The sequence below is a fragment of the Pseudomonas sp. LJDD11 genome (genome assembly GCF_024584215.1).
GTDB lineage: Bacteria > Pseudomonadota > Gammaproteobacteria > Pseudomonadales > Pseudomonadaceae > Aquipseudomonas.
The window spans coordinates 470739-495117 of sequence record NZ_JANJFL010000002.1; the positions used below are offsets into that span (position 1 = coordinate 470739).

Sequence of the window (24379 nt, forward strand, 5' to 3'; positions counted from 1 at the left end):
AGCGCCGAGCTTGTCCCTACCTCCCTGAACTTATTAGGGTTTTGCGCCTCTGATGCCGGTAGCCATTGATCGCGGCGGCCTGATAAGCTCGCGGCTTTACTCGTTTGCCCTTTCGGCGCATGAACAAGGAAACAGCATGAAACAGCATCGGTTGGCAGCGGCGATTGCCCTGGTTGGTCTGGTACTCGCAGGTTGTGACAAACAAGCCAGTACCGTCGAGCTGAAAACCCCGGCCCAGAAAGCCTCCTACGGCATCGGCCTGAACATGGGCAAAAGCCTGGCACAGGAAGGCATGGACGACCTCGATTCCAAGGCCGTAGCCCTGGGTATCGAAGACGCCATCGGCAAGAAAGACCAGAAACTCAAAGACGAAGAGCTGATCGAAGCCTTCGCTGCCCTGCAAAAACGCGCTGAAGAGCGCCTGGCCAAGCAGAGTGAAGAAGCCGCAGCAGCCGGCAAGAAATTCCTCGAAGAAAACGGCAAGAAATCTGGCGTGACCACCACAGCCTCCGGCCTGCAATACGAAGTCGTCAAAAAGGCCGACGGTGCTCAACCCAAACCAACTGACGTGGTGACTGTTCACTACGAAGGCAAACTGATCGACGGCAAAGTGTTCGACAGCTCTGTAGAGCGCGGCAGCCCGATCGACCTGCCGGTCAGCGGTGTGATTCCAGGCTGGGTCGAAGGCCTGCAACTGATGCACGTTGGCGAAAAGATCAAACTGTACATCCCGGCTGAGCTGGCTTACGGCGCCCAGAGCCCGAGCCCGTTGATTCCGGCCAACTCGGTACTGGTCTTCGACCTGGAACTGATGGGCATCAAGGACCCGGCCGCAGCGCCGGCCCTGCCTGACGAAGAAGAAGAGGCCGCACCGGCTGAGGCACCTGCCAAGAAGTAATTGCGGCATGTCAGCAAAAACGCCCTGCATCGCAGGGCGTTTTTGTATCCGGTCGAACGCTTTATCCTGTGTGAAGTCTCACTATCAGGCCGGGCAGTGAGCTTTGTCGGACAATCAGGTGAGCGCTACACTGCGCCAAGTCACCGATTTAACAGGAGTTTTCAGGTGGCCAAAAAACGCCCGATTTGAGTCAGGCCCCCGTGGCACGGGGCGCTCAGGCCTGAAAAGCGCGGCTGTTCACAAGGTTATCCACAATTTATGTGGATAACATGACTGCCATAAATCTTTCGTATCGGAGTGATCATGAAAGCCCCCTGGACTTTTCTCCGTTTCCTGCCTGGTGCCCGCCGCCTATTGGCCGCAGGGCGTTTACCGGCATTGCTGTTTGCCGTTGCCCGCAAAGGCTCCAGCGAGGGCAGCCGGCTGGGGCGCATCAAGGACGATCTGCGTCTGCTGCAGGCCCTGTGCCTGGCCTACTGGCGTGGCGAGTACCGCGACATAAGCCCCAAGGCCATTTTGTCTATCGTCGCCGGCCTGATGTACTTTCTCAGCCCGTTGGACGCGATCCCTGACTTTATTCCGGGCCTGGGGATGTTCGATGACGTTGCGGTACTGGCCTGGGTCATGAAAAGCCTGACTGACGAACTCGATGCGTTCCGTGCCTGGCGTGAGTCTCAGCCGGTGGAGAAACTGGTAGTCGTCGAGCGGCTGCCTGCCAGTGAAGCATTGCTGGAGCGCGAAAAAGGCATCTGATCCCGCAAATCGGCCGACTTTAAGCGAATCTGCCGGCCTTGCAGGTGGGCAACGACCCATAAAGCACTGTTAAGATAACGACATCATTGTTTTTCGAAATAAGTCCTTATCCAGTACAGGGGGTCGTATGGATCTTCAAGTCATCTCACGTGACGGCGAACCCGAGTACGCCGTACTGCCCTGGGGCCAGTACCAGGCACTGTTGAAAGCCGCCGGGCTGGCTCAAGCACCGGTCCGCCAGGTGGTCGAGACCCCGCAGGAGCCCCAACCATTGCCCGGTTTCGACCAGCTTGCTGCGCTGCGTCAGGCCAAAGGCCTGGAACTGGCGGGGCTGGCCCGTTCGGTGGGGGTCAGCCCTTCCTATCTGGAGCTGATCGAAAACGGCACCCGTGAGCCGGACGCAGCCATCAAGCGCAGCCTGGCGTGGCATCTGGGGGTAGCCGGTTGGCGGGGTGACTCATGAGCGTGCGTATCAGCCGCCAGCACTGGGAACAGCTGCTGAGCGAGCTTGATCAGGCCCGTCGTCAGCGTCATCTGGTCACTTACCGTGCCTTGCTCGAACGCCTGCAACTGCCGACCCCGGCGATGCAAACCTTGAGCGCCGCGCTGGAATACCTTGCCACCCTGGACGCCAAGGCCGAGCAGCCATTGCGCAGTTCACTGGTCATCAGCCAGGGCGCCAGCCGCCTGCCACGCCCTGGTTTCTTCGAATGCGCCGAGCGTCTGGGGCGTTTTTCCGGGCCGTCTGACGGCACCGCTGCGGCCGCCTGGCATGCCTCGGAAGTGGTCCGGGTTTTCGAGTTCGCCTACTCGCAGCCTGAGCGCGAGCAGTTGGCGGCCAAAGGTTAGTAGGGTTAATGCCGATCAGTTAAGGTCGGCGCGGTCTTTGTGGGAAGTTCTGCTGGCGAATGCAGGGGACATCCACAGCAGATGTGCAGGTTTTACCGGCCCGGTCGCGAGCCGTTGCTGCCTGCCACGGGCATTTGCTGGGGCCAGACCTTGACGCTGTTGAGCTTGAGATCTGGCATCAGTGCTCTGTAACCGCGTCGTTTAAAGGGTCGACCCTGACAGCCCTGCTTCTGTCGATCTTCCACGACATCAACTCGTTGACCGTGGCTTCCAGGGCGGACCAGCTGTTTATCACAGCAGTGAAGTTCGCCAGGTAAAGATGATTGCTGGCATCAATGCCAGCCTGCAAGGTCTGGATAACCTGTTTTACCGTGGTACGTTGCTCGCTCCAGAAATGCCCAAGCGCTTGCTGGCAATCGAGCAATTGGATCAAGCAACGCTTGGCATTTTGCATGTGAGCAACAACCGCGCTGGCAATCGCCAGTTCTTGTACCGGTATGCTCTGCCTGCTTTGAAGCTCCCGAACGGCTTGCATGGACTGCGTTATGGCTGCCAGGTCCCGTTTGTGCTCCTCAGCTGGCCACGCACCCAGAAGCGGGAATGTAAGCTCAAGAACGGGCTCTGCCAGAAAGTTTGTGTCGGCAATCTCACTGTCACTTTCAACTGATGAGTCGCCGTGTTGCAGTGCACGTCGATAAACCATGCTGACACGCTCAATGATCAAGTGCCGATCCGGATCAAGGCCTGTGAACGGTTCCCCGCCGCTGGCGCGCAGCGCGTCTTCGAGTTGTTGATATTTCTGGGCCAGCTCATGGGCCTGTTCGCGTTGCGCCTGAGATGTTTGCAGGGCATCGGCGATTGAACCTGCCAGGCGCTCAAGCGGCCCGGTGATGAGGTGTGACAGCTGTTGCGTGCGACGCTGATATTCAACGGCCTGGCTGCAAGCCTCATCAAGCTGCGATACCAGCACTTGCTCAAGTACCGCGGCCCATTGCCCGGGGTCGTGCGCGAGCGCTGCCCGCACGGCGTCGACCCCCGCCACGCACGTCGAATAGGTGATGAACGGCCTAAGCATCTGCGATGCCAGGGTCGCCTTGAGTGAGGTCCATTGCTGGGCTGTTTCGATCAGCGCGTTGGTGACTTCACTCACCGCCTGCAGCGACGGGGACGAATGAGGCGTATGGGGCCTCGACAGATCCGTCAGCGCACTGGCGTAGCCATCAAATGCCAGGAACGAGATATAAGCGTCGACAAGATTCTGCTGACCTGGAGAAGACATCATGATTGCTTGCTCCGAGAGCAGCGGCTCCTCGTTCCAGGAGCCACCATTCTGTTCTGAAATGCCCGGTGCTGTTCAACGATGTTCGGCAACCGGGCACTGGCTTTTGCCGATTCAGGCTGCCTGGATGTTGGCAACTTCACCGCCAACTTTCATCTCGCCTACTGCAACCTGGACATCGGCCATGGCTAATTGCTCGGCCATTTTGGTTGCCGCTTGCCATTCCTTGCTGGCCGAGGACGCGAAAGCCCCCTGGATAATTGCACTGACGCTCAGCTCTGCCTTTTCGAGTTTTTCACTGACGCCTTTGAGCTCTCCAGCGAAAATGCTCCAGATGGTCCTGAGGTCGGACAGTGCGTCCAGCGATGTCTTGACATGCTCTTTGGCCTGCGTCGTTGCCATGGACAGAGCATGCAAAGCTACGATTTGTCTTTGATCAGCCGAAAGTTGCGCCTGCTTCCTGGTGATCTCTTTCATTTGATCGTTGATCTTGCTCTGGGTTAATGCCCACAGGGTAATGCTTGCACCTGCTCCAATGAGGGCAGGGATGCCGACGGTCAGGGACCAGCCTAAGCTGATCGGCGCCAGTGCCAGGGCGATGACCCCGACAAACAGCGAGACGCCAAGGCCGCCAGCTTCATAGGCGATCTGCCGGTTCTCGGCTGCGATCATGGCGTTCAATCCACTGATTGCAGCATTCAACTCTTGTACATGACCCAGCAGCTCGGTTTCCGCGTTTTGAATGCTGCTGACACTTGATACCAATTCATTGTGCGAACGCTGCATCTTGTTACCCCAGGCGCGCAGACGCTCGGCGGTTGTATCCGCTTTGTGAATAGCCTCCTGAACTTCGTCGTTGAGCATTTTCACCAGCAGCGAAATCTTCACCACTGTTGGATCGCTGGCCCCCATCGCTGAAGGGTTCGACTCGACCTGCTTGACGATAAGCCCCATCACCGAGTCGAAGGTGGTTCCAAAGTCGATGACTTGCAGCGGCACACCGCCGGTGAGTTCGGGAGCCAGATCGTCGATCCACTCCTGAGCGTTCAGTTTGGCTTGATCCAGAGACTTGGACAGGCCATTGAACCAGCTGTAGTGCTTTTCCGGAGTTTCGATGTGCGTATTGAGCACGCCGTGACAGGCCTGGGTAATCAGATTGAGACTGAAAAAAGCGGCTTGGGTCTTACCCGATACAGCCTGGGTATTTTTCACCAGCGATTGCGTAGCCATGTAAGCACCCTCTTTAACCTGCAGTTAATGAAATGTTCTGACTCAAAGGCTCAATGACAACGGTTTGTCCACGATCAATTTTCAATCCCGCCAAATGGCTGGCATAGGCTTCCAGCTTCTTCCAGGAAGCAGCCACCAATTGGTAATTGGATAAATACAAGTGAGCGTCGGGGTCGGCACCTGCATTAAGTGCTTCAATGACCTGGCGCACCGTATTGGTCTCTTCACGCCAAAGCTGAGTGATGGCTGGAAGTTTGTTTTCAATGCTCAGAAACTCGCGTTCGAGCCGATAAAGAAGACTCAGCACATTCTTGGTGGCCGCCAGGGCCTGCGCGGTTTGATCCAGGCTGACTTGTAACTGGCTGATGTCACGCAGTAACTTGTAGATTCGCTCCGAGCGCGCCCAGTTTTCGTACACCGCGTAGCTGGCCGTGAGCACTGCAAGCGTCAAACCCACGTACGAGATCCCGTTGGCTATCGCGGCCCCCATCATGATGCCTCGGGTCGCTGCATCAATATTGGATGTTTGAATATCCACCAGTTTGTAAATGACCTTTCCGTGGTTGGTGACCAGGGTGCTGGTCTTGCTCAGCGTACCGACGGTGAGTTTTTCCTGTTGGGAGATCAGGGCGTCCTGTAGTTCTTGCATTTTTTGCGCAAGCTCATTGGACTTGGCCTCTTGTGCTCCCAGCGAGCGCCAGCCAGCCTGGATACTCTCATCAAGGCGATGGTGCGCGGCACTGAATTCCTTGCGTAACGCTTTGATTTTATCTTCGCACTCAATGGCCTGGCGCAAGCCTTTGTTCAGTTGTGGCATCACAACCTGGTTCAGCACAGCCACCCACTGCGTGCGCTCGTTCTCGACAGCCAGCCGCATCATGTCTTCCACGCCGGAAACACACGAAGCGTACTGGATGAACTGCTTTAATAGTCCTCCCAGAAAGTCAGGTTTTAATGTCGGCCATTCCTGTGCGGTATGATTGAGCAGTTCCAGACGATTTCTTACATCGCTCAGCCAGTCCGGATCATTGATCAGCTTTCCTACTGTCAATGTCGTAACCGTATGGCTGTAAGCATCCAGCTCAATAAAAGAAACAAAAGCATCAGTCAATGTTTGCTTCAACAGATCGACACGAGGATAGATCACAGCCTTCACTCCCGGACCTAAAAGATTAAAAAGAGTAGTTTCGATTCCGGCAAGCCGAACACTTCAGGCCTGAACACTTCGCCAGGACCGGCAAGTGCCGCACATTTATAAACGATGATTTCGCAGGGCGATAACGCAGGGGCGTGAAGTGGGTTTGGTCACGGCGAGGGAGAGAAAGGTTGCATCCAGCATCGTCGTATCATCCTTTGCATATCGAAATTATGATATGTGGCGCAATAACATCGCTTCGCCAGCCTAAGCGATCTCGATTCGATAGTGCAATAGGCTTGCGTGATGTTCTGGCAGGGATAATTCGATTCTGTTTATTGTCCTGCGCGAGTGGCCGACAACGCGGGCGGGCGGGAGCTCCCCGCAAGCCGTTGCCCGACAGCGCTGTGCCGGGCGGCGGGCGGGTTTTGATCGGCGATGCGTATCAAGCCACCGCGAAGTAATGCTTCACAAAACTTTCGCTGAGCACTTCCCACAGCACCGGCGTGCCCTTGGTCACGAACCAGCTGTCGCCGGCCTTGTAGCGGCTGACCTGGCCGGTGCTCTCGTCGGTCAGTACCAGCTCGCCGGTGACCACGGTGGCGTGCTCGTTGAACGGGTAGACCATGCGGAATTTGCCTTGGGTGGTGCCGAAGTAGGCGCTGCTGACCGGGTCGGTCGGGGCGCCGAAGGTCATCTTGCCGAAGGCGTTGACCTCGCCTTCGAGAATCTGCGAACCCAGATCAGCCACGGTGCCCCAGGCATCAAGCTGGCTGAGTTGAACATCTTTGTTGATTACGGTCAGGGTCATGCGGCAGTACTCCTAGAGGATGGAATGAAATCAGCGGCGACCATTGAAGTAGCCGGACAACTGGTGAAAGGTCTTGCCGCCGCTGAGCAGCAGCGGGCGGATCTGGTCCTTGCCGATGATGTTGGGATGGCGCACTGAACTGAGCAGCTCATAGCGCGCCGAGCCTTCGCTCATGCCTTCAGCAAGGATCTTGCAAATGATGTGGCTGGGGGTGACGCCAAAGCCTGAATAGCCCTGCACATAGAACACGTTGCGCCGGCCGTTGAGGGTGCCCAGTTGCGGGAACAAGGTGGCGCCGGTGGCCATCGGGCCGCCCCAGGCCAGGTCGATTTTCACGTCTTTGAGGTACGGGAACACCTTGAGCATCAGGCGCCGGTTCCAGGCTTTGAGATCATTGGGGATATGCTCGACAAACGGGGTGGCAGAACCGAACAGCAAGCGGTTCTCGCGGGTCACCCGGTAGTAATCAATCACCGGCCGGATATCGCTGTATGCACCCCGAATCGGGCTGATGCGCTGGATCAGTTCTTCCGGCAGCGGCTCGGTCACCATCTGGAATGCGTACGTATTGATGGTCTTGCAGTGCAACTGCGGTTCGAGCTTGTTGAGGAAACTGTCGCAAGCCCAGAGCAGTTTGCTGGCCTTGACCGAGCCACGGCCGGTGCGCACAGTGATGCGCTCGCCGTACTGCACCTCCAGCGCCGGGCTGTGTTCAAAGACCCGCACGCCCAGCTCGCTCAGGGCCTTGGCCTCGCCAAGCAGCAGGTTCAGCGAGTGCACATGGCCACCGCCCATGTGCAGCAGGGCACTGCTGTAAACGTCGGAGCCGATGATCTGTTTGACTTCGGAGCCTGCCAGAAAGCGAATCTCGTCTTTGCTGTTGATCGACTTGAAGTCGCGCTCCCAGTTGCGCAGGGTCTGTTCCTGACGTTTGTTGAAGCCCATGTAGCCATAGCCATGGCTGAAGTCGGCGTCGATGTTATAGCGGGCGATACGCTCTTTGATGATGCCGGCGCCCAGCTCGCTGATCTCGAAGATCTCGCGGATGCCGCTTTCTCCGACGCTGTTGCGGATCTTCTCCAGGTCGTGGCCGATGCCGGCCATGATCTGCCCACCGTTGCGCCCGGTGCCGCCGAAACCCAGGTAGCGGGCTTCGAGCACCACGATGTTGGTGATGCCTTTCTCGGCCAGCTCCAGCGCGGTGTTGATCCCGGAGAAGCCGCCGCCGATGACCACGACATCGGCGTCTATGTCCTCCTCCAGGGTCGCAAAACTCAAGTTGTACTTTTTGGTTGCTGAGTAGTACGTGGGCGTTTCGATATTGATCATGGTGGCGACCGGCTCATGATTCTTGTCAGTTGCTTCATTAAACGCCCGGTCGCCGCATGTCGTCTTGCCTTTGTGTGCCGCCGGACTTGTTCGGCACTGCCAGTCTCAAGTGAGCGAGGCGAGGGTCTCCGGCAGGGTGGCACCGCCATCGACAATAATCGTCTGGCCGGTGACATAGGCTGCCAGCTCCGAAGCCAGGTAGAGCATCGCCCCGGCGATGTCCGCCGGTTGCCCGAGACGGCCCAGCGGCACGCCTTGGGCGATGCGCTGGCTGAGGCCAGGATCGCCCAGGTTGCCCATCGCCGGGGTGGCGATCATGCCCGGTTCCACGCCATTGACCCGCACCCCCAGCGGCGCCAGTTCCAGCGCAGCGCTGCGGATGAAGCCGTTGACCCCGGCCTTGCTGGCGGCGTAGTGACTCAGGCCCGGAAACGCCACCCGCGGGCCGGTCACCGAAGACGTCACCAGCAGGTTGCCGCGACCTTGCTGCCTGAACAGCGGCAAGGCGGCCTGGGTCAGCCAGAACAGCGCTGCCAGGTTGACGTCCAGAGTCCGTTGCAAAATGGCCGGGGTGATCTGTTCCAGCGGCGTCAGTGGAAAGTAACCGGCGTTGTGCACCAGTACATCGAGGCGCGACAGGTCGCCGATCATGGCATTGATCGCGTCTCGGTCGGCCAGATCGATGCCCACCGCCTGCACATCCCGATTGAGCCGACTCAGCTCGCTGGCCAAGGCTTGGGCTTCAGGCAGGTTCAGGTCGGCGATCAGCACCCTGGCACCACGCTCGCTGAATGCCTCGACGATACCCCGGCCAATGCCTTGGGCGCCGCCGGTCACCAGTACGGTTTGTCCGTTGAAATCCAGCATCAGGCACCTTCCAGTTGTTCAAAGGCCAGGGTGGGCACGTCGACAATGCTCGATCCGCCATCGGCGACCAAGGTAGCGCCAGTGACGATGCTGGCCTCAGTGCTGATCAGAAACCGGCACAGGTTGGCGATTTCGTCGGGCAGCGCGGGCCTGCGCAACGGCACCGCGGCGGTGACCCGTGCATAAGCGGCGTCCAGGTCTTCTGCGTAATGCGCCATCAGTGGCTGCATCTCGGCATCGGCCATGGGCGTGCGCACCCAGCCGGGGCACACGCAGTTGACCCGTACACCCAGCGGGCCGTAGTCCTTTGCCAGTGAGCGGTTCAGGCCCAGCAGCGCGTGTTTGGCGGTGGTGTAGCCGCACACTTGTGGGCCTGCGGCCAGGGAGGCGATGGAGCCCAGCAGTACGATGCTGCCGCGCCGCTCGATCAGCAGCGGCAGGCAGGCTTGGGCGCTGAAAAAGGCGCTGTCCAGATTGCTGCGCAGCGCCGCCTGCCAGTCTGCGCTGCTGGTTTCGGTGGCGCTGCCCAGGCCATGCCCGCCTGCGCAGGTGAGCAGGGCATCAAGGCCGTCAAAGCGCTCGCGAACCTGCTCGATGAATTCGGCCCAGGTGTCGGCACAGGCGGCGTCGCCGACCAACACCAGGCCGCCGGTCTGGGCCGCGACCCGCTCCAGTGGCTCGCGGCGCCGGCCGACCAGCACCAGATTGGCGCCGTCGACCGCCAGGCGACGGGCGCAGGCTTCACCGATTCCGGTGCCGGCGCCGGTAATCAGTACGGTCTTACTCATCGCTGTCGTACTCGGTGACATTCAATACGCGGCAGTAGGAGGCCACCGGAAAATTGCTCAGCTCTTCGAAGCCGTCACCGGCATAGCCGAAGATCTTGCCGTCGCTGCGGTGCTGTTGCAGATCGATGACGATCAGGCCCAGGGTCGGCACGATCTTCTCGCGCCAGACGAACAGGTAGAGTTGTTCGGCGAGTTTGTAGTAGTGGGCCCGGTCGGTGTCGCACAGGCCCTGTTCCACCCCGCGCAGGCACTGCCAGCTGTAGTAGTCGCGGTTCAGATAGACATGCTCGTAAACTTCCGTGGGGCTGTAGCGGTACAGGTTGCGCAGGCCGACCAGTTCCTCGGTTGGCGCATGCGGGCAGGCGCCGTCTTGCCAGGGCTGGTCCAGGCTGCCGTGCAGGAACTCGACCTGGACACCGGTCAGTGGCTGGCCGGCCAGGGCACGATGATAAAGACCTTCATGGGTCTGGGCCTCGCCGGGCAGGCGGCCGATGACGGCCGTGAAGGCGCTGTTGAGTGTGTCGAGCACCAGGCTGATCGACCAGGCCTGGCCGGCTTCGTGTTTGACGAAATCCACCAGATAAATGCCGGCACGCAGTGACGTGGCGCGATAGGCTGCGCTGCCGCTGCTGTGGCCATCGGCGGCCTGCCAGTGCACCTGTTGGGCATCGAAGCGATGGCTGATCTGCCAGCCATTGGCAAAGTTCAGCTCGAAGCGCCGGTCTGCCAGATCGGCCAGGTTCGGCAAAATGAAAGACTCGGGGGCAAAACCGTCGGCCAGGGCGCCTACGGTGATCCAGTCGGACTGCTTGCTCATCGGGGTGTGCTCGTGTTGTGAGTGATGAGCACGATGGTGCGGCGCGGCGCGCCTGAGCGGTATCAACCAGATGGTTGAACCGGCTATAGAAACAGCCGGCTGACCAGCTCGGTACGGCTGCTGACCCCGACCTTGCGAAACAGGTTGATCAGGTGGGTCTTGACCGTCGGCAGGCCCAGGTCGAGCTGGCGGGCCAGTTGTTTGTTGCTGGCGCCGTCCTGCAACAACAGGGCGATTTGCCGTTCACGAGCGGTCAGCGTTTGCAGGCGGTCTGTTGGCGGCGCTGTCTGCAAGCCGGCGGCAGCCATTTGCATCAGCCCGTGTAAGGCCAGCAGGCTGTGCAGCTCATCAGGCTGGAATGGCTGCTGGCCCCGGCAGCGCAGCAATGACACGCCCAACGCCGGACGGCCGCCGAGGTGAGCGATGACCTCGACCACATCCACCACCTGATGGCGCTGCAGAAACCGGCGATATTCCTGGCTGCTGCCCGGGTCTTGATGCGCCAGCCCGTCGCGCAGAGCAATCACCGGCTGGTCGATGGCAGCGCAGAGTTTCGGTTGCAGAGGGTCGAGCCAGCGATAGTGCTCAAGGTAGGCGTCATGCATCGACGCCTGCATGCCCTGTAACTGGAAGTCGCAGGCCAGTAGCCCGGCGTCGATCCGGTAGAAGGCCGCCAGTGCGGCGGGGACCTGATGAGTGAAGGCACTCAGGCAGTGCCGGGCCAATTGATTGCTGTCGAGCATCACCACAACCTGCGTCTTTGCCCAATGGCTGCTCAGTATTGTCACGCAGTGCGTCCAGGTCTTGTCTGTGACTGCCAGCGATTGAATTGTTCCGGGTTGGTGGTTAACTTGTTAACGATGGCTTTTCAGCCTGCACACTCGATGTCTGTCGACCCTTTGGAGCTTGCGATGCCCGCCCCGCAACGTCTGATTGTCCTCTTGGCCATGCTGGTCGCATTCGGCCCACTGTCTATCGATATGTACCTGCCGAGCCTGCCCGCCATTGCCAATGATTTGCAGGCCAGCGAAGCGCAGGTGCAGATGACCATTGGGGTGTTTCTCGGCGGTCTGTGTCTGGGCATGCTCGTGTACGGCCCGCTGTCGGATCGCTTCGGACGTCGGCGGCTGTTGCTGGGCGGTATCGTGCTGTACCTGCTGGCCAGTGTCGGTTGCGCGCTGGCGTCGGCTGTCGAGCAGTTGCTGGTCTGGCGCTTTGTCCAGGCCCTGGGTGGCGCGGCGGCGGCGGTGCTGGCGCGAGCCATCGTACGTGATCTGTTTGCTCTGGAGGAGGCGGCCCGGGTGCTGTCACTGATGCATCTGGTGACCATGCTGGCAACGCTGGCGGCACCGTTGCTTGGCGGTTACCTGATGCTGCTGGCCGGCTGGCGCTCGCTGTTCGCGGCGCTGATCGGCTTTGCCGCTGTGTGCCTGATCGCGGTGGCCTGGAAAATCCCCGAAACCCTGGCACCGCACAAACGTGGCGAGTCGCTGGGCCAGGCACTTCGTGCCTACGCCCACATGGCAGTACAGCCGTTGGTGATCGGCTACAGCCTGTGCATGGGGCTGTGCTTTGCTGGCATGTTTGCCTTCATCACAGCATCGCCGTTCGTGTACATCGACTATTTCGGCGTTTCGCCGCTGGCTTACGGCTGGCTGTTTGCCCTGAATATCTTCGGCATCATCGTCACCACGCTGATCAATGCGCGGCTGGTCAGGCGGCTGGGGCCGGGGCCATTGCTCAACGCGGGCAGTGCCGTGGCGGCGCTGGCCGCAGTGTTGTTACTGCTGGTCGGGGCCAGTGGCTGGGGTGGTTTGCCGGCGGTAGTGGTGGGGGTGGTGCTGTACGTCAGTGTCACTGGGTTGCTGGGTGCCAATTGCCTGGCCAGCCTGCTGGCGGTGTATCCCCGCCAGGCCGGGGCGGTGGCGGGGTTGGCGGTATCAGGCCAGTTCGGCCTGGGGATGCTCAGCAGCGCCCTGGTGGGCCTGCTGTATGACGCCAGCCCCTTGCCGATGTGCCTGATCATGGGCGCTTGCGGCATCGGTTCGTGGCTGGCGCTGCGCTTTGCCCGCAGCCGCAATTAGTTTCCACTGATCTGGAATGGACCCCGTAGGAGCGGCCGGGCGGCGATCCGCTTTAGCTGCGAAGCCTTCGCAGCTAAAGCTGCTCCTACGGGGAATGCGGCGCCGGTCTAACTGATCACTTTGCTATCAATGACCTCAAACTAACGGCGGCACACGCAACTGATTCGAGCACTCCAGCAACGAGCGGCGCTGGGTGTCGGCGTACAGTTGCAACTCGTTGATGGTTTCGCGGCCCAGGTCGTGCTGGAACTGCTGCTGGTTGGAGCTGGCGTTGTAGTGCGACTGCGCATCGTCACCGAGGTTGGACTGGAAGATCCCGGCAGCGCTGACCGGCAGGAAGTCTTCATAAACCAGCGGCTCGAAGTCGATGTGGCCCGCCTCGATCAGGGCTTCCAGATCCTTGAGCGGCAGCTCGCTGCTGCGCGCGGCGATGCCTTTATCGGTCGGCAAGTAACGGAAGTAGGCCAGGCCCTGCTGACGCATTGCCTGCAGGTCGTCCGGGAAGTCCTTGAATACCGCTTCCAGCAGTTCGGCGTAACGTACCGCGTTGGCTTCGTTGGGAAATTCCCCCAACTGCTCGCGGGCCGTGTTGAGCAATTGGTCATACAAGGCCCGGCCTTTGGGGGTCAACGCTGCGCCACGTTGTTCGATCTCGCCAAAGCGCGCCGAGTGGCTGCCCGATTCATTGGCGCCCTGGCCGACAAAGGTGATCGGCTCTTGCAGCGCCTTGAAGCTGGTCTGGCGCAGCAGGATCGGATGCTGGCGCCGTGGCGGGCCTTCGACCACCGCCTTGGGGGTAATGCCGCGCAGCGGCATGTTGCTTTGCACCGTATCGATGTCCAGCGTGCGCGGGGTCAGGTGGTTGATGTGCGGGCCACGGAAGGCCACCACATCGGCAATCAACCGGTGCTGGGCCAGCAGTTGCTGGTACTCGGCCAGCGACACCGTGGCGGTGTTGTGCCAGCGGAAGGTCTCCAGCGCCTGTTCGACGAACTCGTCGGCGTCGGCCTGGTTGAGTCCGCCATCACGCTCGCTTTGCTCAATCAGCTCCAGCACCCGTGGGGTGAAGATCGAGCGCTTGGCCAGTACTTGTTCGGCGAAGGCGCGCAGCGCGGCGTTGTCGATCAGTTCCAGGCGCAGCAGCGAAGTGAACACCCGGAATGGGCTGACCTGCAGCGAGTCTTCATGGACCGCGCGAAACGCCGTGGAGTGCACCGGCACGCCGGCCGGAGTCAGGTCGTAGTAACCCACCGGCTGCATGCCCATCACCGCAAACAGTCGTGCCAGGGTGGCCAGTTCCAGTGGTGTACCGACGCGAATCGCGCCATGACGTTCCATGTCCAGGCGTTCGATCTCGCCGGTTTTGTTCAGGCTGTCGAGCACCTGCGGGCTGTGCTTGAACACGCCCTCGTTGGTTTCGGCGACCAGTTCCATCAAGGTGCCGTACAGCGGGACTTCTTGCTGATACATGTGGGACATGGCGCGGGAAAAGCCGGCGCGAATCTGGTCGCGATTGGCGAAGCTTGCAGTGCTCATCTGGATCGGTTCTCCGAACAATTTCCAGTCAATCAACGGTGTCTTTTCAGTCCAGCGCGGCCAGGCAGCGCTCGAAAATATCCAGGCCCTGTTCAAGAATCTCGGGCTCGGTGGTCAGTGGTGGCAGCAGGCGGATGATGTGCCGCGACTTGCCGCTGGGCATCAGCAGCAGGCCGGCATCCCGGGCGCTGCCCAGCAGTTGCGCCAGTTGCCCAGTGGCCGGGTTGCCTTGCGGGGTCATCAGCTCGATGCCGCGCATGCAGCCCACTCCGGTCAGACGCCCCAGATAGGGCGACAGGCGGGTTTCCTGCCAGTGCCGGTAACGGTTGACGATGGCCTTTTCCTGACGCTGACCCCAGTGGGCGAGATTGTCATCGCTCATCTGCGCCAGCGAAGCGATGCCTGCCGCACAGCCGATCGGGTTGCCCGAATAGGTGCCGCCCAAGCCGCCTTTAGGCAGGGTGTCGAGCAGCGTCTTGCGACCGACTACTGCGCCCAGCGGAATGCCGCCAGCGATGCTTTTACCCAGCAAGATCAGATCCGGCTCGATGCCCAGCCGGGTAAAACCGAAGCGTTGGCCGGTGCGCCCAAAACCGGACTGGATTTCGTCGGCGATCAACACAATGCCGTGCTGGTCGCACAGCGCGCGCAGCGCCACGGCGAACTCCGGCTCAAGCGCCAGGAAGCCGCCTTCGCCCTGTACCGGCTCGACGATGAAACAGCCAACCTCGTTAACGTCGATCTCGACGCTGAACAGCCGCTCGATGGCCTTGAGCGCTTGCTCGGTGGTCACCCCGGTGTCCTTGCTCGGGTAGGGCACATGAAACACCGGGCCCGGCAGCACGCCGATGCGTTGCTTGTAAGGCGCGACCTTGCCGTTGAGGTTCAGGGTTGCCAGAGTCCGACCGTGAAAGCCGCCATCGAAAGCGATCACCGCAGTACGACCGGTCGCGCCCCGGACGATCTTCAGGGCATTTTCCGCCGCTTCCGCACCGCTGTTGGTGAGCATGCCACTGAGTGGGTAGCTGACCGGCATGAAGGCTTCCAGGCGGTCCATGAACTGGATATACGGGTCATGGGGCACGGCATTGAAGGCATAGTGGGTGAGCTTTTCGGCCTGGGCCTGGATGGCCCTGACCACCGCCGGGTTGCAGTGCCCCAGGTTGAGTACGCCGATGCCGCCCATGAAGTCGATGTAGCGTTTGCCCGCAGTGTCCCAGACTTCAGCGTTACGGCCGTGGGACAGGGTGATCGGATGCACCGCCGAGATCGACTGGCTGATGTTCTCGCGGCTCATGGACGGCACCCCGCTACACGGCAGGGCAAAGGTTGCGAAGCAAAGGCACACGGGCCGGTCGGCAGAGGCATGGGGGCATCCTGAGGGGTGGACGTTTTGCACTATCTAAACGAACAACCGGTGCCCCCCGCAAACGAAATAAAATCGCCGTGTCATTCCATTAATTCTGGATGTGGCGTTGTGCCGGGTAGCAGGAATCAGGCGTTGGTCTGGCTCAGGCGCCCCTTGATCCATTCCACAAACGCTTTGACCTTGGGGACTTGTGCGGCATGTTCGGCGTGCGCAAGAAAATGCGAGCCGTCGCTTTGCAATGGATGATTCCATGGAATCACCAGCTTGCCCTCGGCCAGTTCTTCGTTGACCAGATACCGTGGCACCAAGGCAATGCCGCAGCCGGCCTGGGCGGCGCGGATGCACATATAAAAGGTGTCGAAGCGCGGTCCGTGGTAGCTGTTGTGCGAGTGCAGGTCCTGCTCCAGAAACCACTCATGCCAGGCTTCGGGGCGCGAGGTGCATTGCAGCAGGATATGCCCGCTCAGCGCCTCGGCGTTCTCGAATACGTGGCGGGCCATGATTTCCGGGGCGCAGACCGGCACCACCTGTTCCTTGAACAACTCGATGCAGGTAGCGCCAGGCCAGGTGCCCTGGCCGAAGAAGAACGCCACGTCGGCTTTGGCCCGTACCAGATCGAAGGGCTCCAGCTCGCTGCGGATGTCCAGGTGAATGCCTGGATTCATGGCGCTGAAACCCTTGAGGTTCGGCACCAGCCAGCGATCGCCGAAGGTTGGCTGAGTGGCGATTTTCAAGACTTCGGTTTCACCGCCATAGGTGAGGATGTAGCGGCTGGAAATGTCCACCTGGGTGAGGATCTTGTTCACCTCGGTCATGTACAACTCGCCGGCCGGGGTCAGGTGCAGGCGGCGGCGGATGCGCTGGAACAACGGATGGCAGAGCATCTCTTCAAGTTGCGCGACCTGTTTGCTGACTGCGCTCTGGGTCAGGTGCAGCTCCTGGGCGGCGCGGGTAAAGCTCAGATGCCGGGCGGCGGCCTCAAAGCATTGCAGGGCGGTGGTCGAAGGCATCAGTCGCTTGGACATCGTGAGATTCCTGCCAGGATCGATAGAGGTCGAGAAAAAAACTACAGAGCCTATGCTGGTATTGGAACGTCGTCGAGCCTGCACGCTGATGCGCTTGATACATTCCAAAACGGAATCATGTTTTTCTAAATCGTCGTTTGTGGGGCTGGCCGATGCAGGTCAATACTGACCGGCATCAATGTTTTGAACCCGTATAGACGCAGGAGAATAAAAGTGGTTGCCAAACTGTTGGAAAGCCTGGGCGTAGACAAGAGTGCTTATACGGGCGGCAACCATGCCGTCTACACCCCCATCGATGGCAGCCAGATCGGTGCCGTCACCCTGGAGAGCAAGGAACAGGTCGCTGCCCGTGTGCAGAGCGCCCATCAAGCCTTCCTCAAATGGCGCAGCGTTCCGGCCCCGCGCCGTGGCGAGCTGGTGCGTATTTTTGGTGAAGTGCTGCGTGAGCACAAAGCCGAGCTGGGCGAGCTGGTATCGATCGAGGCTGGCAAGATCACTCAGGAAGGTCTGGGTGAAGTGCAGGAAATGATCGACATCTGCGACTTCGCCGTTGGCCTGTCGCGTCAACTGTACGGTCTGACCATCGCCTCCGAGCGCCCTGGTCACCACATGCGTGAAACCTGGCACCCGCTGGGTGTGGTGGGGGTGATCAGCGCCTTTAACTTCCCGGTCGCGGTCTGGGCCTGGAACACCGCCCTGGCGCTGGTAGCCGGTAACGCCGTGCTGTGGAAACCGTCCGAGAAAACCCCGTTGACCGCCCTGGCTTCCCAGGCGCTGTTCGACAAAGCCCTGAAAATCTTCGGCAGCGATGCCCCTGAAGGCCTGGCGCAGTTGATCATTGGTGACCGTGAGGCCGGCGAGGTACTGGTCGATGACCCGCGCGTACCACTGGTCAGCGCCACCGGCAGCACCCGCATGGGCCGTGAAGTCGGCCCGCGTGTCGCGGCACGTTTTGGGCGCAGCATTCTTGAGCTGGGTGGCAACAACGCGATGATCCTGGCGCCGAGTGCCGACCTGGACCTGGCCGTGCGCGGCATCCTGTTCAGCGCCGTCGGCACCGCCGGCCAGCGTTGCACCACGCTGCGCCGCCTGATCGTGCATCGCTCGATCAAGGACGAGGTGGTGGCTCGGGTCAAAGCTGCGTACGGCAAAGTCCGGATCGGTGACCCGCGTGAAGGCAACCTGATCGGCCCGCTGATCGACAAACAGGCTTTTACCGCCATGCAAGACGCGCTGACCAAGGCTCGCGACGAAGGCGGCCAGGTGTTCGGCGGCGAGCGGCAACTGGCCGAGCAATTTCCGAACGGCTACTACGTCACTCCGGCCATCGCTGAAATGCCTGGGCAAAGCGATGTGGTGCGTCACGAGACCTTCGCACCGATCCTTTACGTGCTGGCCTATGACGAGTTTGAAGAAGCGCTGCGCCTGAACAACGAGGTGCCGCAAGGCCTGTCGTCGTGCATCTTCACCACCGACATTCGCGAAGCCGAAGCCTTCCAGAGCGCGGCCGGCAGCGACTGCGGCATTGCCAACGTCAACATCGGCACCAGCGGTGCAGAAATCGGCGGCGCGTTCGGTGGCGAGAAAGAAACCGGTGGCGGCCGCGAGTCCGGCTCCGATGCCTGGAAAGGCTACATGCGCCGCCAGACCAACACGGTCAACTACTCCCGCGAACTGCCGCTGGCCCAGGGCATCGTGTTTGATTGACAGGTGCTGGCTGTTCGCGGCTAACGCCGCTCCTGCCTTGCAGGAGCGACCTTGGTCGCGAAAGGGCCGGTAAAACCACACCCTGTGCTGTGACTCTACCGGCCTCTTCGCGAGCGAGCTCGCTCCTACAGTATCTCGCCGGGCCCGCAGGCGCGGCCGGGCGACAATTTGTTCCAGCCACGAAATCGATCACCTGATTCGTGCTTTTTCCAGCCATCGTTCTGGAGTTCTTGAATGGCGCAATTACAACAAGGGTGTCTCTGGGAACAACTCACCCCACAGCGCCCGATTCATCCGCCATTGATTGGCGAGCGCAGTGCCCAGGTGTGCATCATCGGTGCCGGCTTTACCGGTCTGTCCGCTGCCCTGCAATTGCTTGAAGGCGGCAAGTCGGTGGTGATCGTCGAGGCCCATCAGGTCGGCCATGGTGGTTCCGGGCGCAATGTCGGTCTGGTCAATGCCGGCACCTGGGTCGCTCCCGATGAACTGGAAAAGGTCCTCGGTACTGCCGAGGCGACCCGGCTGAATACCGCGTTGGGCGCAGCCCCGGCACTGGTGTTCGCGACCATCGACAAGTACGGCATCGATTGCCAGGACACCCGCACCGGCACCCTGCACATGGCGCACAACGCCAAGGGCCTGGCGGACCTGCGCAGCCGGGTCGAGCAGTGGCAGCGGCGTGGCGCGCCGGTTGAACTGCTGACCGGCAAGGCCTGTGCAGACGCCTGCGGTACCGACAAGGTCGCCGGCGCCGTGCTTGACCATCGTGCCGGTACGGTCAACCCCATGGCTTATGCCTCGGGCATGGCAGTCAATGTGGTCAACAACGGCGGCGAGCTGTACGGCGAGTCGCCGGTGACCGGCCTCAAGCGTACCGCCGATGGCTGGCAGGTGACCACCGAGCGGGGCAGCGTACGCGCCGAGCAGGTGATTATCGCCTCCAACGCCTACACCGAGGGGCAGTGGACCGAGGTCAAGGATCACATCTTTGCCGGCTACTACTACCAAGTGGCGTCGGTGCCGCTGTCTGGCGCCGAACAGGCCGAAATCCTCAAGGGCGGTCAGGGCTCCTGGGACACCCGAACCGTGCTGAGCAGCATTCGCCGCGATGTACACGGGCGTCTGATCCTGGGCAGCCTGGGCAATGCCGGTCACTACCCGCTGTGGTTCATCCGCCAATGGGCCGACCGGATCCAGCAGCACTACTTCCCGCAACTGGGCAACAAGGTCGAGTGGGAATGCACCTGGACCGGCCGGATCGGCTTCACCCCCGACCATCTGCTGCGCCTGCTGGAACCGGCACCGGGTTTGCTGGCCGCGACCGGCTTTAACGGTCGGGGCGTGACCACCGGCACGCTGGTGGGCAAATGCTTCGCCGATTACCTGCTCAGTGGCAACGATGCCAAGGCCTTGCCGGTGTCGTTTTCCACCAGTGCGCCTGCGACCGGTAATGGCCTGCGCAGTCTGGGTTATGAGGCGGGTTTTACCCTGTATCACGCAGGGCAATGCTTGCGTGTAGTGCTCTGAGCGATTGAAAAACGACCTGCGTTGCCATTGCTACGTTAAAAACGGGCTCACAATGCTCATTGACCACTAGTCAACTCCGCTTGCTCGCTCGTTTTTGTGGGGCCGCCGTCGGTATTGCACTGGCTGCCTCGCCAACGTTTTTCAAAGGCTGGTTTTGGGCACTCACAACCCGGCCATACAACAATAAATCTCCATAACGTCGTTTTGAGGCGCGGCCTCGTGCTGCCCGCAAGATGGCGTTGACCTTGAGGGACACCCATGGCTACAGACAAGAAAAACGAGCACCGCTCACTCAAGCACGGCCTGACTTCACGTCAGGTATCAATGATTTCCATCGCCGGGATCATCGGCGCAGGACTGTTTATCGGCTCCTCCAATGCCATCGCCAAGGCAGGTCCCGCGATCCTGATTTCCTACCTGATTGCCGGTACGCTGGTCCTGCTGGTGATGCGTATGCTCGGCGAAATGGCCATCGCCAACCCGGACAGCGGTTCATTCTCGACCTACGCCGCGCGCGCCATCGGGCCACGGGCAGGCTTTACCATTGGCTGGTTGTACTGGTGGTTCTGGGTGCTGATCATTCCGGTGGAAGCGATTGCCGGCGCTGACATCCTGCACGCCTGGATGCCTTCGATACCGTCCTGGGCGTTGGCCTTTTTGATCATGATCGTGCTGTCGGCCACCAACCTGATCAGCGTGAAAAACTTCGGCGAGTTCGAATACTGGTTCGCGCTGGTCAAGGTCGTGGCGATCCTCGCGTTCATCGCTGTATGTTCGGCCGCCGTGCTGGGCTTCTGGCCACTGGCCGAGGTCTCGGGCGTGCAGCACCTGTGGAACAGCGGCGGCTTCATGCCCAATGGCTTTGGCGCGGTGCTCGGTGGTGTGCTGGTGACCATCTTCTCGTTCTTTGGTGCCGAGATCGTCACCATCGCCGCCGATGAAACCGCCAACCCCAAGGAAAAGATCCGCCGCGCGACCAACCTGGTGGTCTACCGGATTGCGATTTTCTACCTCTTCTCGATCTTCTTCATCGTTTCTCTGGTGGCCTGGAACGACCCGCAACTGGTCAAGGTCGGCTCGTTCCAGCGCGTGCTGGAAGTGCTGAACGTGCCAGGTGCCAAGCTGGTGGTCGACATCGTGGTGTTCGTGGCGGTGACCAGTTGCATGAACTCGGGGCTGTATACCGCCTCAAGGATGCTTTACTCGCTGGCCGCCCGTGGCGAAGCGCCGGAGCCGGTGCGCCGGGTGTCCGGCAGCGGCGTACCGACCATCGCTGTGCTGCTGTCGACCCTGGCCGGCTTCGTGGGCTGCTTCGTCAACTACGCCTTTCCGGGCCAGGTATTCGGCTTCCTGCTGTCCACCACCGGCGCCATCGCCTTGCTGGTGTACCTGGTGATCGCCATTTCCCAACTGCGCATGCGCGCAATCATGGTCAGGGAAGGCACCGCGATCGAGTTCAAAATGTGGCTGTTCCCCTGGCTGACCTGGTTCGTCATCGGCCTGATCACGCTGGTGCTGGGCTACATGCTGGTCAGCCCGAGCTATCGCTACGAAACCCTGCTGACCGCCGCGGTAACCGGGACGATTCTGTTGATCGCATTTGTACGGCGTAAGCCAGCGGTCAACGTGTATGCGCAGCAGGGCGGGGCGGGGAACTGAGTTTTTATAAAGGCTGGGTTTATGTGGCACATTCAGTCTGTACGGCGTTGCTGTTGCTGTTGCTGTTGCTGTTGCTGTTGCCGTTGATCTTGCTCTTCGAACAGAGATGGCACAGACGACGCAAATAGCGACTTTGGCGCTGGCCGAACGCAGGTGTCGATTTGGTGGGAAAGCCGGCAGGGAAGCCGCTGCTCTTTCTATAAGGAGCAGGTGCGCTGGGCAGGACGCCCATCGCGCCGGCCCCCAAATCGATGCCGGACGGAGGGTAGTTCGCCCGCAGGGCGGACCCAAGCCAGGAGCAGCGACGGTCTACTTTTGGGCGAAAGTGACCCGCCGTAAGGGCGGAACCTGACGAATAGACAACAGCGGCAAAGACCCATGCACCAATCTAAAGGCCAATTCGCGGCTAAAGCCGCTCCTACGGCGCCCCGCACACCGCCCCGCTCATGTCATCCGATAACTGAAGGTTGCAATTCTTTACGGTCGTATCTGATAATCACTTTCATTTCCGACTTGTAATGTCCCATGTCTGCCGACCCGCCATCCCTCAACGCTGCTGTCCAGCACCTGTATACCGAGCATCACTCTTGGTTACAGGGCTGGCTACGCATGCGCCTGGGTAACCGCAGCGATGCGGCAGACCTCGCCCAGGACACCTTCGTGCGGCTGCTCAAAGCCCGCACCGCATTGCAGATCCGCGAACCCCGGCATTACCTGTCCACCGTCGCCCGTGGCTTGGTCATCGACCTGTTTCGCCGCCGCGCCCTGGAACAAAGCTACTTGCAATGGCTGGCCAGCGTGCCGGAAAGCGAACAGCCGTCGCTGGAAGACCAGGCGGTGATTATCGAGACCTTGGGCGAAATCGACCGCATGCTCGATGGCCTGGGCAGCACGGTCAAACAAACGTTCCTGCTGTCGCAGTGCGAAGGCCTGACCTACGCCGCCATTGCCGAGCGCCTTGGCATTTCGCTACGCACTGTCAACAACCACATGGCCAAAGCCATGGAGCATTGCTGCCTGATGCAGATGCAGCATTTTTCATGAGCCCCTCAGCCAACGAACGCGAAGCCATCCGCGCCGCGGCGCAATGGTATGCACGCCTGGCATCCGGCCAGGACACTGAGCGCGAGCAGCGCGCCTGGCAGTGCTGGCACGACGCCGACCCCTTGCACCGCCAGGCCTGGCAGCGCGTCGAGTCGGTCAGCTCACAGTTTGCCCGGGTGCCGGGGCAACTGGTTGTGCCGGTGCTGCGTGGGGGGCAGTCGCGGCGCCAGGTGTTGCGCAGCGTGCTGCTGCTGGGCGCCGCTGGCGGTTTCGCCGTCGCGGGTTGGCGCAGCGATATGGGCGGGCAACTGTTGGCTGACTATCGCACCGGGGTGGGCGAGCAGCGTGATGTGCAATTGGCTGATGGCAGCGTTCTCAAGCTCAATACCGCGACCGCGCTGGACGTGGATTTCAACGCGCAGCAGCGCAAGCTGACCCTGCGTTCCGGAGAAGTGCTGGTCAACGTTTCGCCTGACCCGCTGGGCCGGCCCTTGTGGGTGCAGACGCCGCATGGCCGGGTCCTGGCCAGTGAAGGGCGTTTCACGGTGCGGACCCTTGAGTCGTTGAGCCGGGTCGCGGTGCTGCGCAATCGGGTTGCCGTGCAGTTGCCCCAAGACCTGCGGGCACAGACCCTGGAGGCGGGGCAGCAGATTGATTTTGATTCGGCCCGCATGGGTATCGCCCAGGCCAGTAGCGCCGCCACGGCGGCCTGGGAGTACGGCAGCCTGATTGCCATCAACCAGCCGCTGGGCGAATTGCTTGAGGAGCTGGCGCGTTACCGGCATGGCTGGCTGCGCTGCGATCCGGGCCTCAAGGACCTCAAGGTCAGCGGCGCCTTTCCACTGGCCAATACCGATGTCGCGCTGGCCGCTCTGGAGAGTGGTCTGGGTCTGAAAGTAGTGCGCCATACCGCCCTGTGGGTCACCGTCACCCGCGCCTGAAACAGTCGGGTATGACCATCTGGGCGCGACAAGCCCCGCCGTTCAGGGCGGGGAATGATAGCGCGGACGGCGTAGCCGTCCCTGGTTGCAGTGGGGTGTCTGCTGCTGTTCGATGGACGCACCGCCACAGGATGAAGCGCAGTAACACGGCGACACAGATGCCCTTCTACGGCGGTATTTCGTTACAAAGACCCCATGGGCATGCACCTTGAAAACACCGTGCCGTCCGCGCCTAATGGCGTCTTCATTGCTCATGGCTCAAGAGCAGCATGCAACGACTTCAAGCCTTCAAGTACGAACTCATGCCAGACGGCCAGCAGGAGCGGCAAATGCGCCGCTTTGCGGGCTCCTGTCGCTTCGTCTTCAACAAGGCGCTGGCGTTGCAGAAGGAACGCCACGAGCAAGGCGAGAAGAAGCTCGGCTATGCGGGCCTGTGCAAGTTGCTGACCGAATGGCGCAATAGCCCGCAAACCGCATGGCTGGCCGATGCGCCTGTTCACCCATTGCAACAGGGCCTCAAGGATCTGGAGCGGGCCTACGCCAACTTTTTCGCCAAGCGAGCCGACTTTCCCCGGTTCAAGAAGAAGGGGCAGCGCGACAGTTTCCGCTATCCCGACCCGAAACAGATCAAGCTCGACCAGACCAACAGCCGCCTGTTCTTGCCCAAGCTGGGCTGGCTGCGCTACCGCAACAGCCGCGAGGTGCCTGGCACGGTGAAGAACATCACCGTG

General features: G+C 60.8%; 23 protein-coding genes. 11 read left to right on the top strand and 12 right to left on the bottom strand.

Going from position 1 to position 24379, the window contains the following annotated elements; genetic code table 11:
• Nucleotides 1–136 precede the first annotated feature (136 nt).
• From NRB16_RS04790 to NRB16_RS04805, 4 genes are all read left to right on the top strand, one after another.
• Nucleotides 137–898 carry an FKBP-type peptidyl-prolyl cis-trans isomerase gene (locus NRB16_RS04790; protein WP_045489127.1) on the top strand — a complete coding sequence of 254 codons (762 nt, stop codon included), beginning with the start codon at nt 137–139 and terminating at the stop codon, nt 896–898.
• 303 nt (nt 899–1201) lie between these two features.
• Nucleotides 1202–1651: a YkvA family protein gene (locus NRB16_RS04795; RefSeq protein WP_045489130.1), complete on the top strand. Its 450-nt coding sequence runs from the start codon at nt 1202–1204 to the stop codon at nt 1649–1651.
• Between the two features lie 127 nt (nt 1652–1778).
• On the top strand, nt 1779–2114 hold the full coding sequence (locus NRB16_RS04800; protein WP_257105573.1) for a helix-turn-helix transcriptional regulator: 336 nt from the start codon (nt 1779–1781) through the stop codon (nt 2112–2114).
• Nucleotides 2111–2500: a hypothetical protein gene (locus NRB16_RS04805; protein WP_045489136.1), complete on the top strand. Its 390-nt coding sequence runs from the start codon at nt 2111–2113 to the stop codon at nt 2498–2500. The genes NRB16_RS04800 and NRB16_RS04805 overlap by 4 nt, the downstream gene beginning before the upstream one ends.
• 178 nt (nt 2501–2678) lie before the next feature.
• Here NRB16_RS04805 and NRB16_RS04810 read toward each other — a convergent pair whose 3' ends face one another.
• The 9 genes from NRB16_RS04810 to NRB16_RS04850 form a co-directional block, all read right to left on the bottom strand.
• Entirely contained in the window at nt 2679–3782 is a 1104-nt protein-coding gene (locus tag NRB16_RS04810) for a hypothetical protein (RefSeq protein WP_257105574.1), read from the bottom strand.
• Between the two features lie 111 nt (nt 3783–3893).
• Nucleotides 3894–5009, bottom strand: coding sequence for an HBL/NHE enterotoxin family protein (locus NRB16_RS04815; RefSeq protein WP_253140050.1), 1116 nt, complete (start codon nt 5007–5009; stop codon nt 3894–3896).
• A gap of 13 nt (nt 5010–5022) precedes the next feature.
• Nucleotides 5023–6156 (bottom strand): hypothetical protein, encoded by a 1134-nt coding sequence (locus NRB16_RS04820; RefSeq protein ID WP_144403268.1) that lies wholly within the window; start codon nt 6154–6156, stop codon nt 5023–5025.
• A 433-nt stretch (nt 6157–6589) separates the two neighbouring features.
• The gene (locus NRB16_RS04825; RefSeq protein ID WP_045489148.1) at nt 6590–6955 is read right to left on the bottom strand and encodes a cupin domain-containing protein; all 366 of its coding nucleotides are present in this window, start codon (nt 6953–6955) and stop codon (nt 6590–6592) included.
• A 30-nt stretch (nt 6956–6985) separates the two neighbouring features.
• Nucleotides 6986–8284, bottom strand: coding sequence for an FAD-binding oxidoreductase (locus NRB16_RS04830; RefSeq protein ID WP_257105575.1), 1299 nt, complete (start codon nt 8282–8284; stop codon nt 6986–6988).
• 105 nt (nt 8285–8389) lie between these two features.
• Entirely contained in the window at nt 8390–9151 is a 762-nt protein-coding gene (locus NRB16_RS04835) for an SDR family oxidoreductase (RefSeq protein WP_253117914.1), read from the bottom strand.
• Nucleotides 9151–9939, bottom strand: a complete 789-nt coding sequence (locus NRB16_RS04840) for an SDR family NAD(P)-dependent oxidoreductase (RefSeq protein WP_257105576.1) — start codon at nt 9937–9939, stop codon at nt 9151–9153. Before NRB16_RS04840 ends, NRB16_RS04835 begins: the two co-directional genes overlap by 1 nt.
• Entirely contained in the window at nt 9932–10756 is an 825-nt protein-coding gene (locus NRB16_RS04845; RefSeq protein ID WP_045489159.1) for a molybdenum cofactor biosynthesis F family protein, read from the bottom strand. The genes NRB16_RS04840 and NRB16_RS04845 overlap by 8 nt, the downstream gene beginning before the upstream one ends.
• A gap of 83 nt (nt 10757–10839) precedes the next feature.
• Nucleotides 10840–11499 (bottom strand): helix-turn-helix transcriptional regulator, encoded by a 660-nt coding sequence (locus tag NRB16_RS04850; protein WP_045489161.1) that lies wholly within the window; start codon nt 11497–11499, stop codon nt 10840–10842.
• Nucleotides 11500–11667: 168 nt separating this feature from the next.
• On the opposite strand from NRB16_RS04850, the gene NRB16_RS04855 reads away from it, so the two are divergent.
• On the top strand, nt 11668–12840 hold the full coding sequence (locus NRB16_RS04855) for a Bcr/CflA family multidrug efflux MFS transporter (RefSeq protein WP_257105577.1): 1173 nt from the start codon (nt 11668–11670) through the stop codon (nt 12838–12840).
• Nucleotides 12841–12975: 135 nt separating this feature from the next.
• On the opposite strand, the gene NRB16_RS04860 is transcribed toward NRB16_RS04855, so the two are convergent.
• The 3 genes from NRB16_RS04860 to NRB16_RS04870 form a co-directional block, all read right to left on the bottom strand.
• A complete protein-coding gene (locus tag NRB16_RS04860; protein WP_045494483.1) occupies nt 12976–14376 on the bottom strand; it encodes a VOC family protein in 1401 nt (466 codons plus the stop codon).
• A gap of 46 nt (nt 14377–14422) precedes the next feature.
• Nucleotides 14423–15673, bottom strand: a complete 1251-nt coding sequence (locus tag NRB16_RS04865) for an aspartate aminotransferase family protein (RefSeq protein WP_045489163.1) — start codon at nt 15671–15673, stop codon at nt 14423–14425.
• A gap of 197 nt (nt 15674–15870) precedes the next feature.
• Nucleotides 15871–16770, bottom strand: coding sequence for a LysR family transcriptional regulator (locus tag NRB16_RS04870; protein ID WP_045489166.1), 900 nt, complete (start codon nt 16768–16770; stop codon nt 15871–15873).
• 213 nt (nt 16771–16983) lie between these two features.
• Here NRB16_RS04870 and NRB16_RS04875 point away from each other — a divergent pair, with 213 nt between their 5' ends.
• From NRB16_RS04875 to NRB16_RS04905, 6 genes are all read left to right on the top strand, one after another.
• Complete coding sequence (locus NRB16_RS04875) at nt 16984–18477, top strand: aldehyde dehydrogenase family protein (RefSeq protein ID WP_045489169.1); 1494 nt, start codon at nt 16984–16986, stop codon at nt 18475–18477.
• 234 nt (nt 18478–18711) lie between these two features.
• Entirely contained in the window at nt 18712–20004 is a 1293-nt protein-coding gene (locus tag NRB16_RS04880) for an FAD-binding oxidoreductase (RefSeq protein WP_045489170.1), read from the top strand.
• 258 nt (nt 20005–20262) lie between these two features.
• Nucleotides 20263–21663 carry an amino acid permease gene (locus NRB16_RS04885; protein WP_253140057.1) on the top strand — a complete coding sequence of 467 codons (1401 nt, stop codon included), beginning with the start codon at nt 20263–20265 and terminating at the stop codon, nt 21661–21663.
• 525 nt (nt 21664–22188) lie between these two features.
• Complete coding sequence (locus NRB16_RS04890) at nt 22189–22707, top strand: sigma-70 family RNA polymerase sigma factor (RefSeq protein WP_257105578.1); 519 nt, start codon at nt 22189–22191, stop codon at nt 22705–22707.
• Complete coding sequence (locus NRB16_RS04895; RefSeq protein ID WP_253140058.1) at nt 22704–23648, top strand: FecR domain-containing protein; 945 nt, start codon at nt 22704–22706, stop codon at nt 23646–23648. The genes NRB16_RS04890 and NRB16_RS04895 overlap by 4 nt, the downstream gene beginning before the upstream one ends.
• Nucleotides 23649–23917: 269 nt before the next feature.
• Nucleotides 23918–24379: helix-turn-helix domain-containing protein (locus NRB16_RS04905; protein ID WP_257105580.1), on the top strand; the 462-nt coding region annotated here is incomplete at its 3' end.

Coding starts and splice junctions, on each gene's coding strand:
- NRB16_RS04890 (WP_257105578.1), top strand. CDS start 22,189: ATGTCTGCCGACCCGCCATCCCTCAACGCTGCTGTCCAGCACCTGTAT.
- NRB16_RS04880 (WP_045489170.1), top strand. CDS start 18,712: ATGGCGCAATTACAACAAGGGTGTCTCTGGGAACAACTCACCCCACAG.
- NRB16_RS04825 (WP_045489148.1), bottom strand. CDS start 6,955: ATGACCCTGACCGTAATCAACAAAGATGTTCAACTCAGCCAGCTTGAT.
- NRB16_RS04885 (WP_253140057.1), top strand. CDS start 20,263: ATGGCTACAGACAAGAAAAACGAGCACCGCTCACTCAAGCACGGCCTG.
- NRB16_RS04860 (WP_045494483.1), bottom strand. CDS start 14,376: ATGAGCACTGCAAGCTTCGCCAATCGCGACCAGATTCGCGCCGGCTTT.
- NRB16_RS04805 (WP_045489136.1), top strand. CDS start 2,111: ATGAGCGTGCGTATCAGCCGCCAGCACTGGGAACAGCTGCTGAGCGAG.
- NRB16_RS04855 (WP_257105577.1), top strand. CDS start 11,668: ATGCCCGCCCCGCAACGTCTGATTGTCCTCTTGGCCATGCTGGTCGCA.
- NRB16_RS04790 (WP_045489127.1), top strand. CDS start 137: ATGAAACAGCATCGGTTGGCAGCGGCGATTGCCCTGGTTGGTCTGGTA.
- NRB16_RS04795 (WP_045489130.1), top strand. CDS start 1,202: ATGAAAGCCCCCTGGACTTTTCTCCGTTTCCTGCCTGGTGCCCGCCGC.
- NRB16_RS04850 (WP_045489161.1), bottom strand. CDS start 11,499: ATGCTCGACAGCAATCAATTGGCCCGGCACTGCCTGAGTGCCTTCACT.
- NRB16_RS04815 (WP_253140050.1), bottom strand. CDS start 5,009: ATGGCTACGCAATCGCTGGTGAAAAATACCCAGGCTGTATCGGGTAAG.
- NRB16_RS04800 (WP_257105573.1), top strand. CDS start 1,779: ATGGATCTTCAAGTCATCTCACGTGACGGCGAACCCGAGTACGCCGTA.
- NRB16_RS04865 (WP_045489163.1), bottom strand. CDS start 15,673: ATGAGCCGCGAGAACATCAGCCAGTCGATCTCGGCGGTGCATCCGATC.
- NRB16_RS04840 (WP_257105576.1), bottom strand. CDS start 9,939: ATGAGTAAGACCGTACTGATTACCGGCGCCGGCACCGGAATCGGTGAA.
- NRB16_RS04845 (WP_045489159.1), bottom strand. CDS start 10,756: ATGAGCAAGCAGTCCGACTGGATCACCGTAGGCGCCCTGGCCGACGGT.
- NRB16_RS04830 (WP_257105575.1), bottom strand. CDS start 8,284: ATGATCAATATCGAAACGCCCACGTACTACTCAGCAACCAAAAAGTAC.
- NRB16_RS04835 (WP_253117914.1), bottom strand. CDS start 9,151: ATGCTGGATTTCAACGGACAAACCGTACTGGTGACCGGCGGCGCCCAA.
- NRB16_RS04895 (WP_253140058.1), top strand. CDS start 22,704: ATGAGCCCCTCAGCCAACGAACGCGAAGCCATCCGCGCCGCGGCGCAA.
- NRB16_RS04810 (WP_257105574.1), bottom strand. CDS start 3,782: ATGATGTCTTCTCCAGGTCAGCAGAATCTTGTCGACGCTTATATCTCG.
- NRB16_RS04870 (WP_045489166.1), bottom strand. CDS start 16,770: ATGTCCAAGCGACTGATGCCTTCGACCACCGCCCTGCAATGCTTTGAG.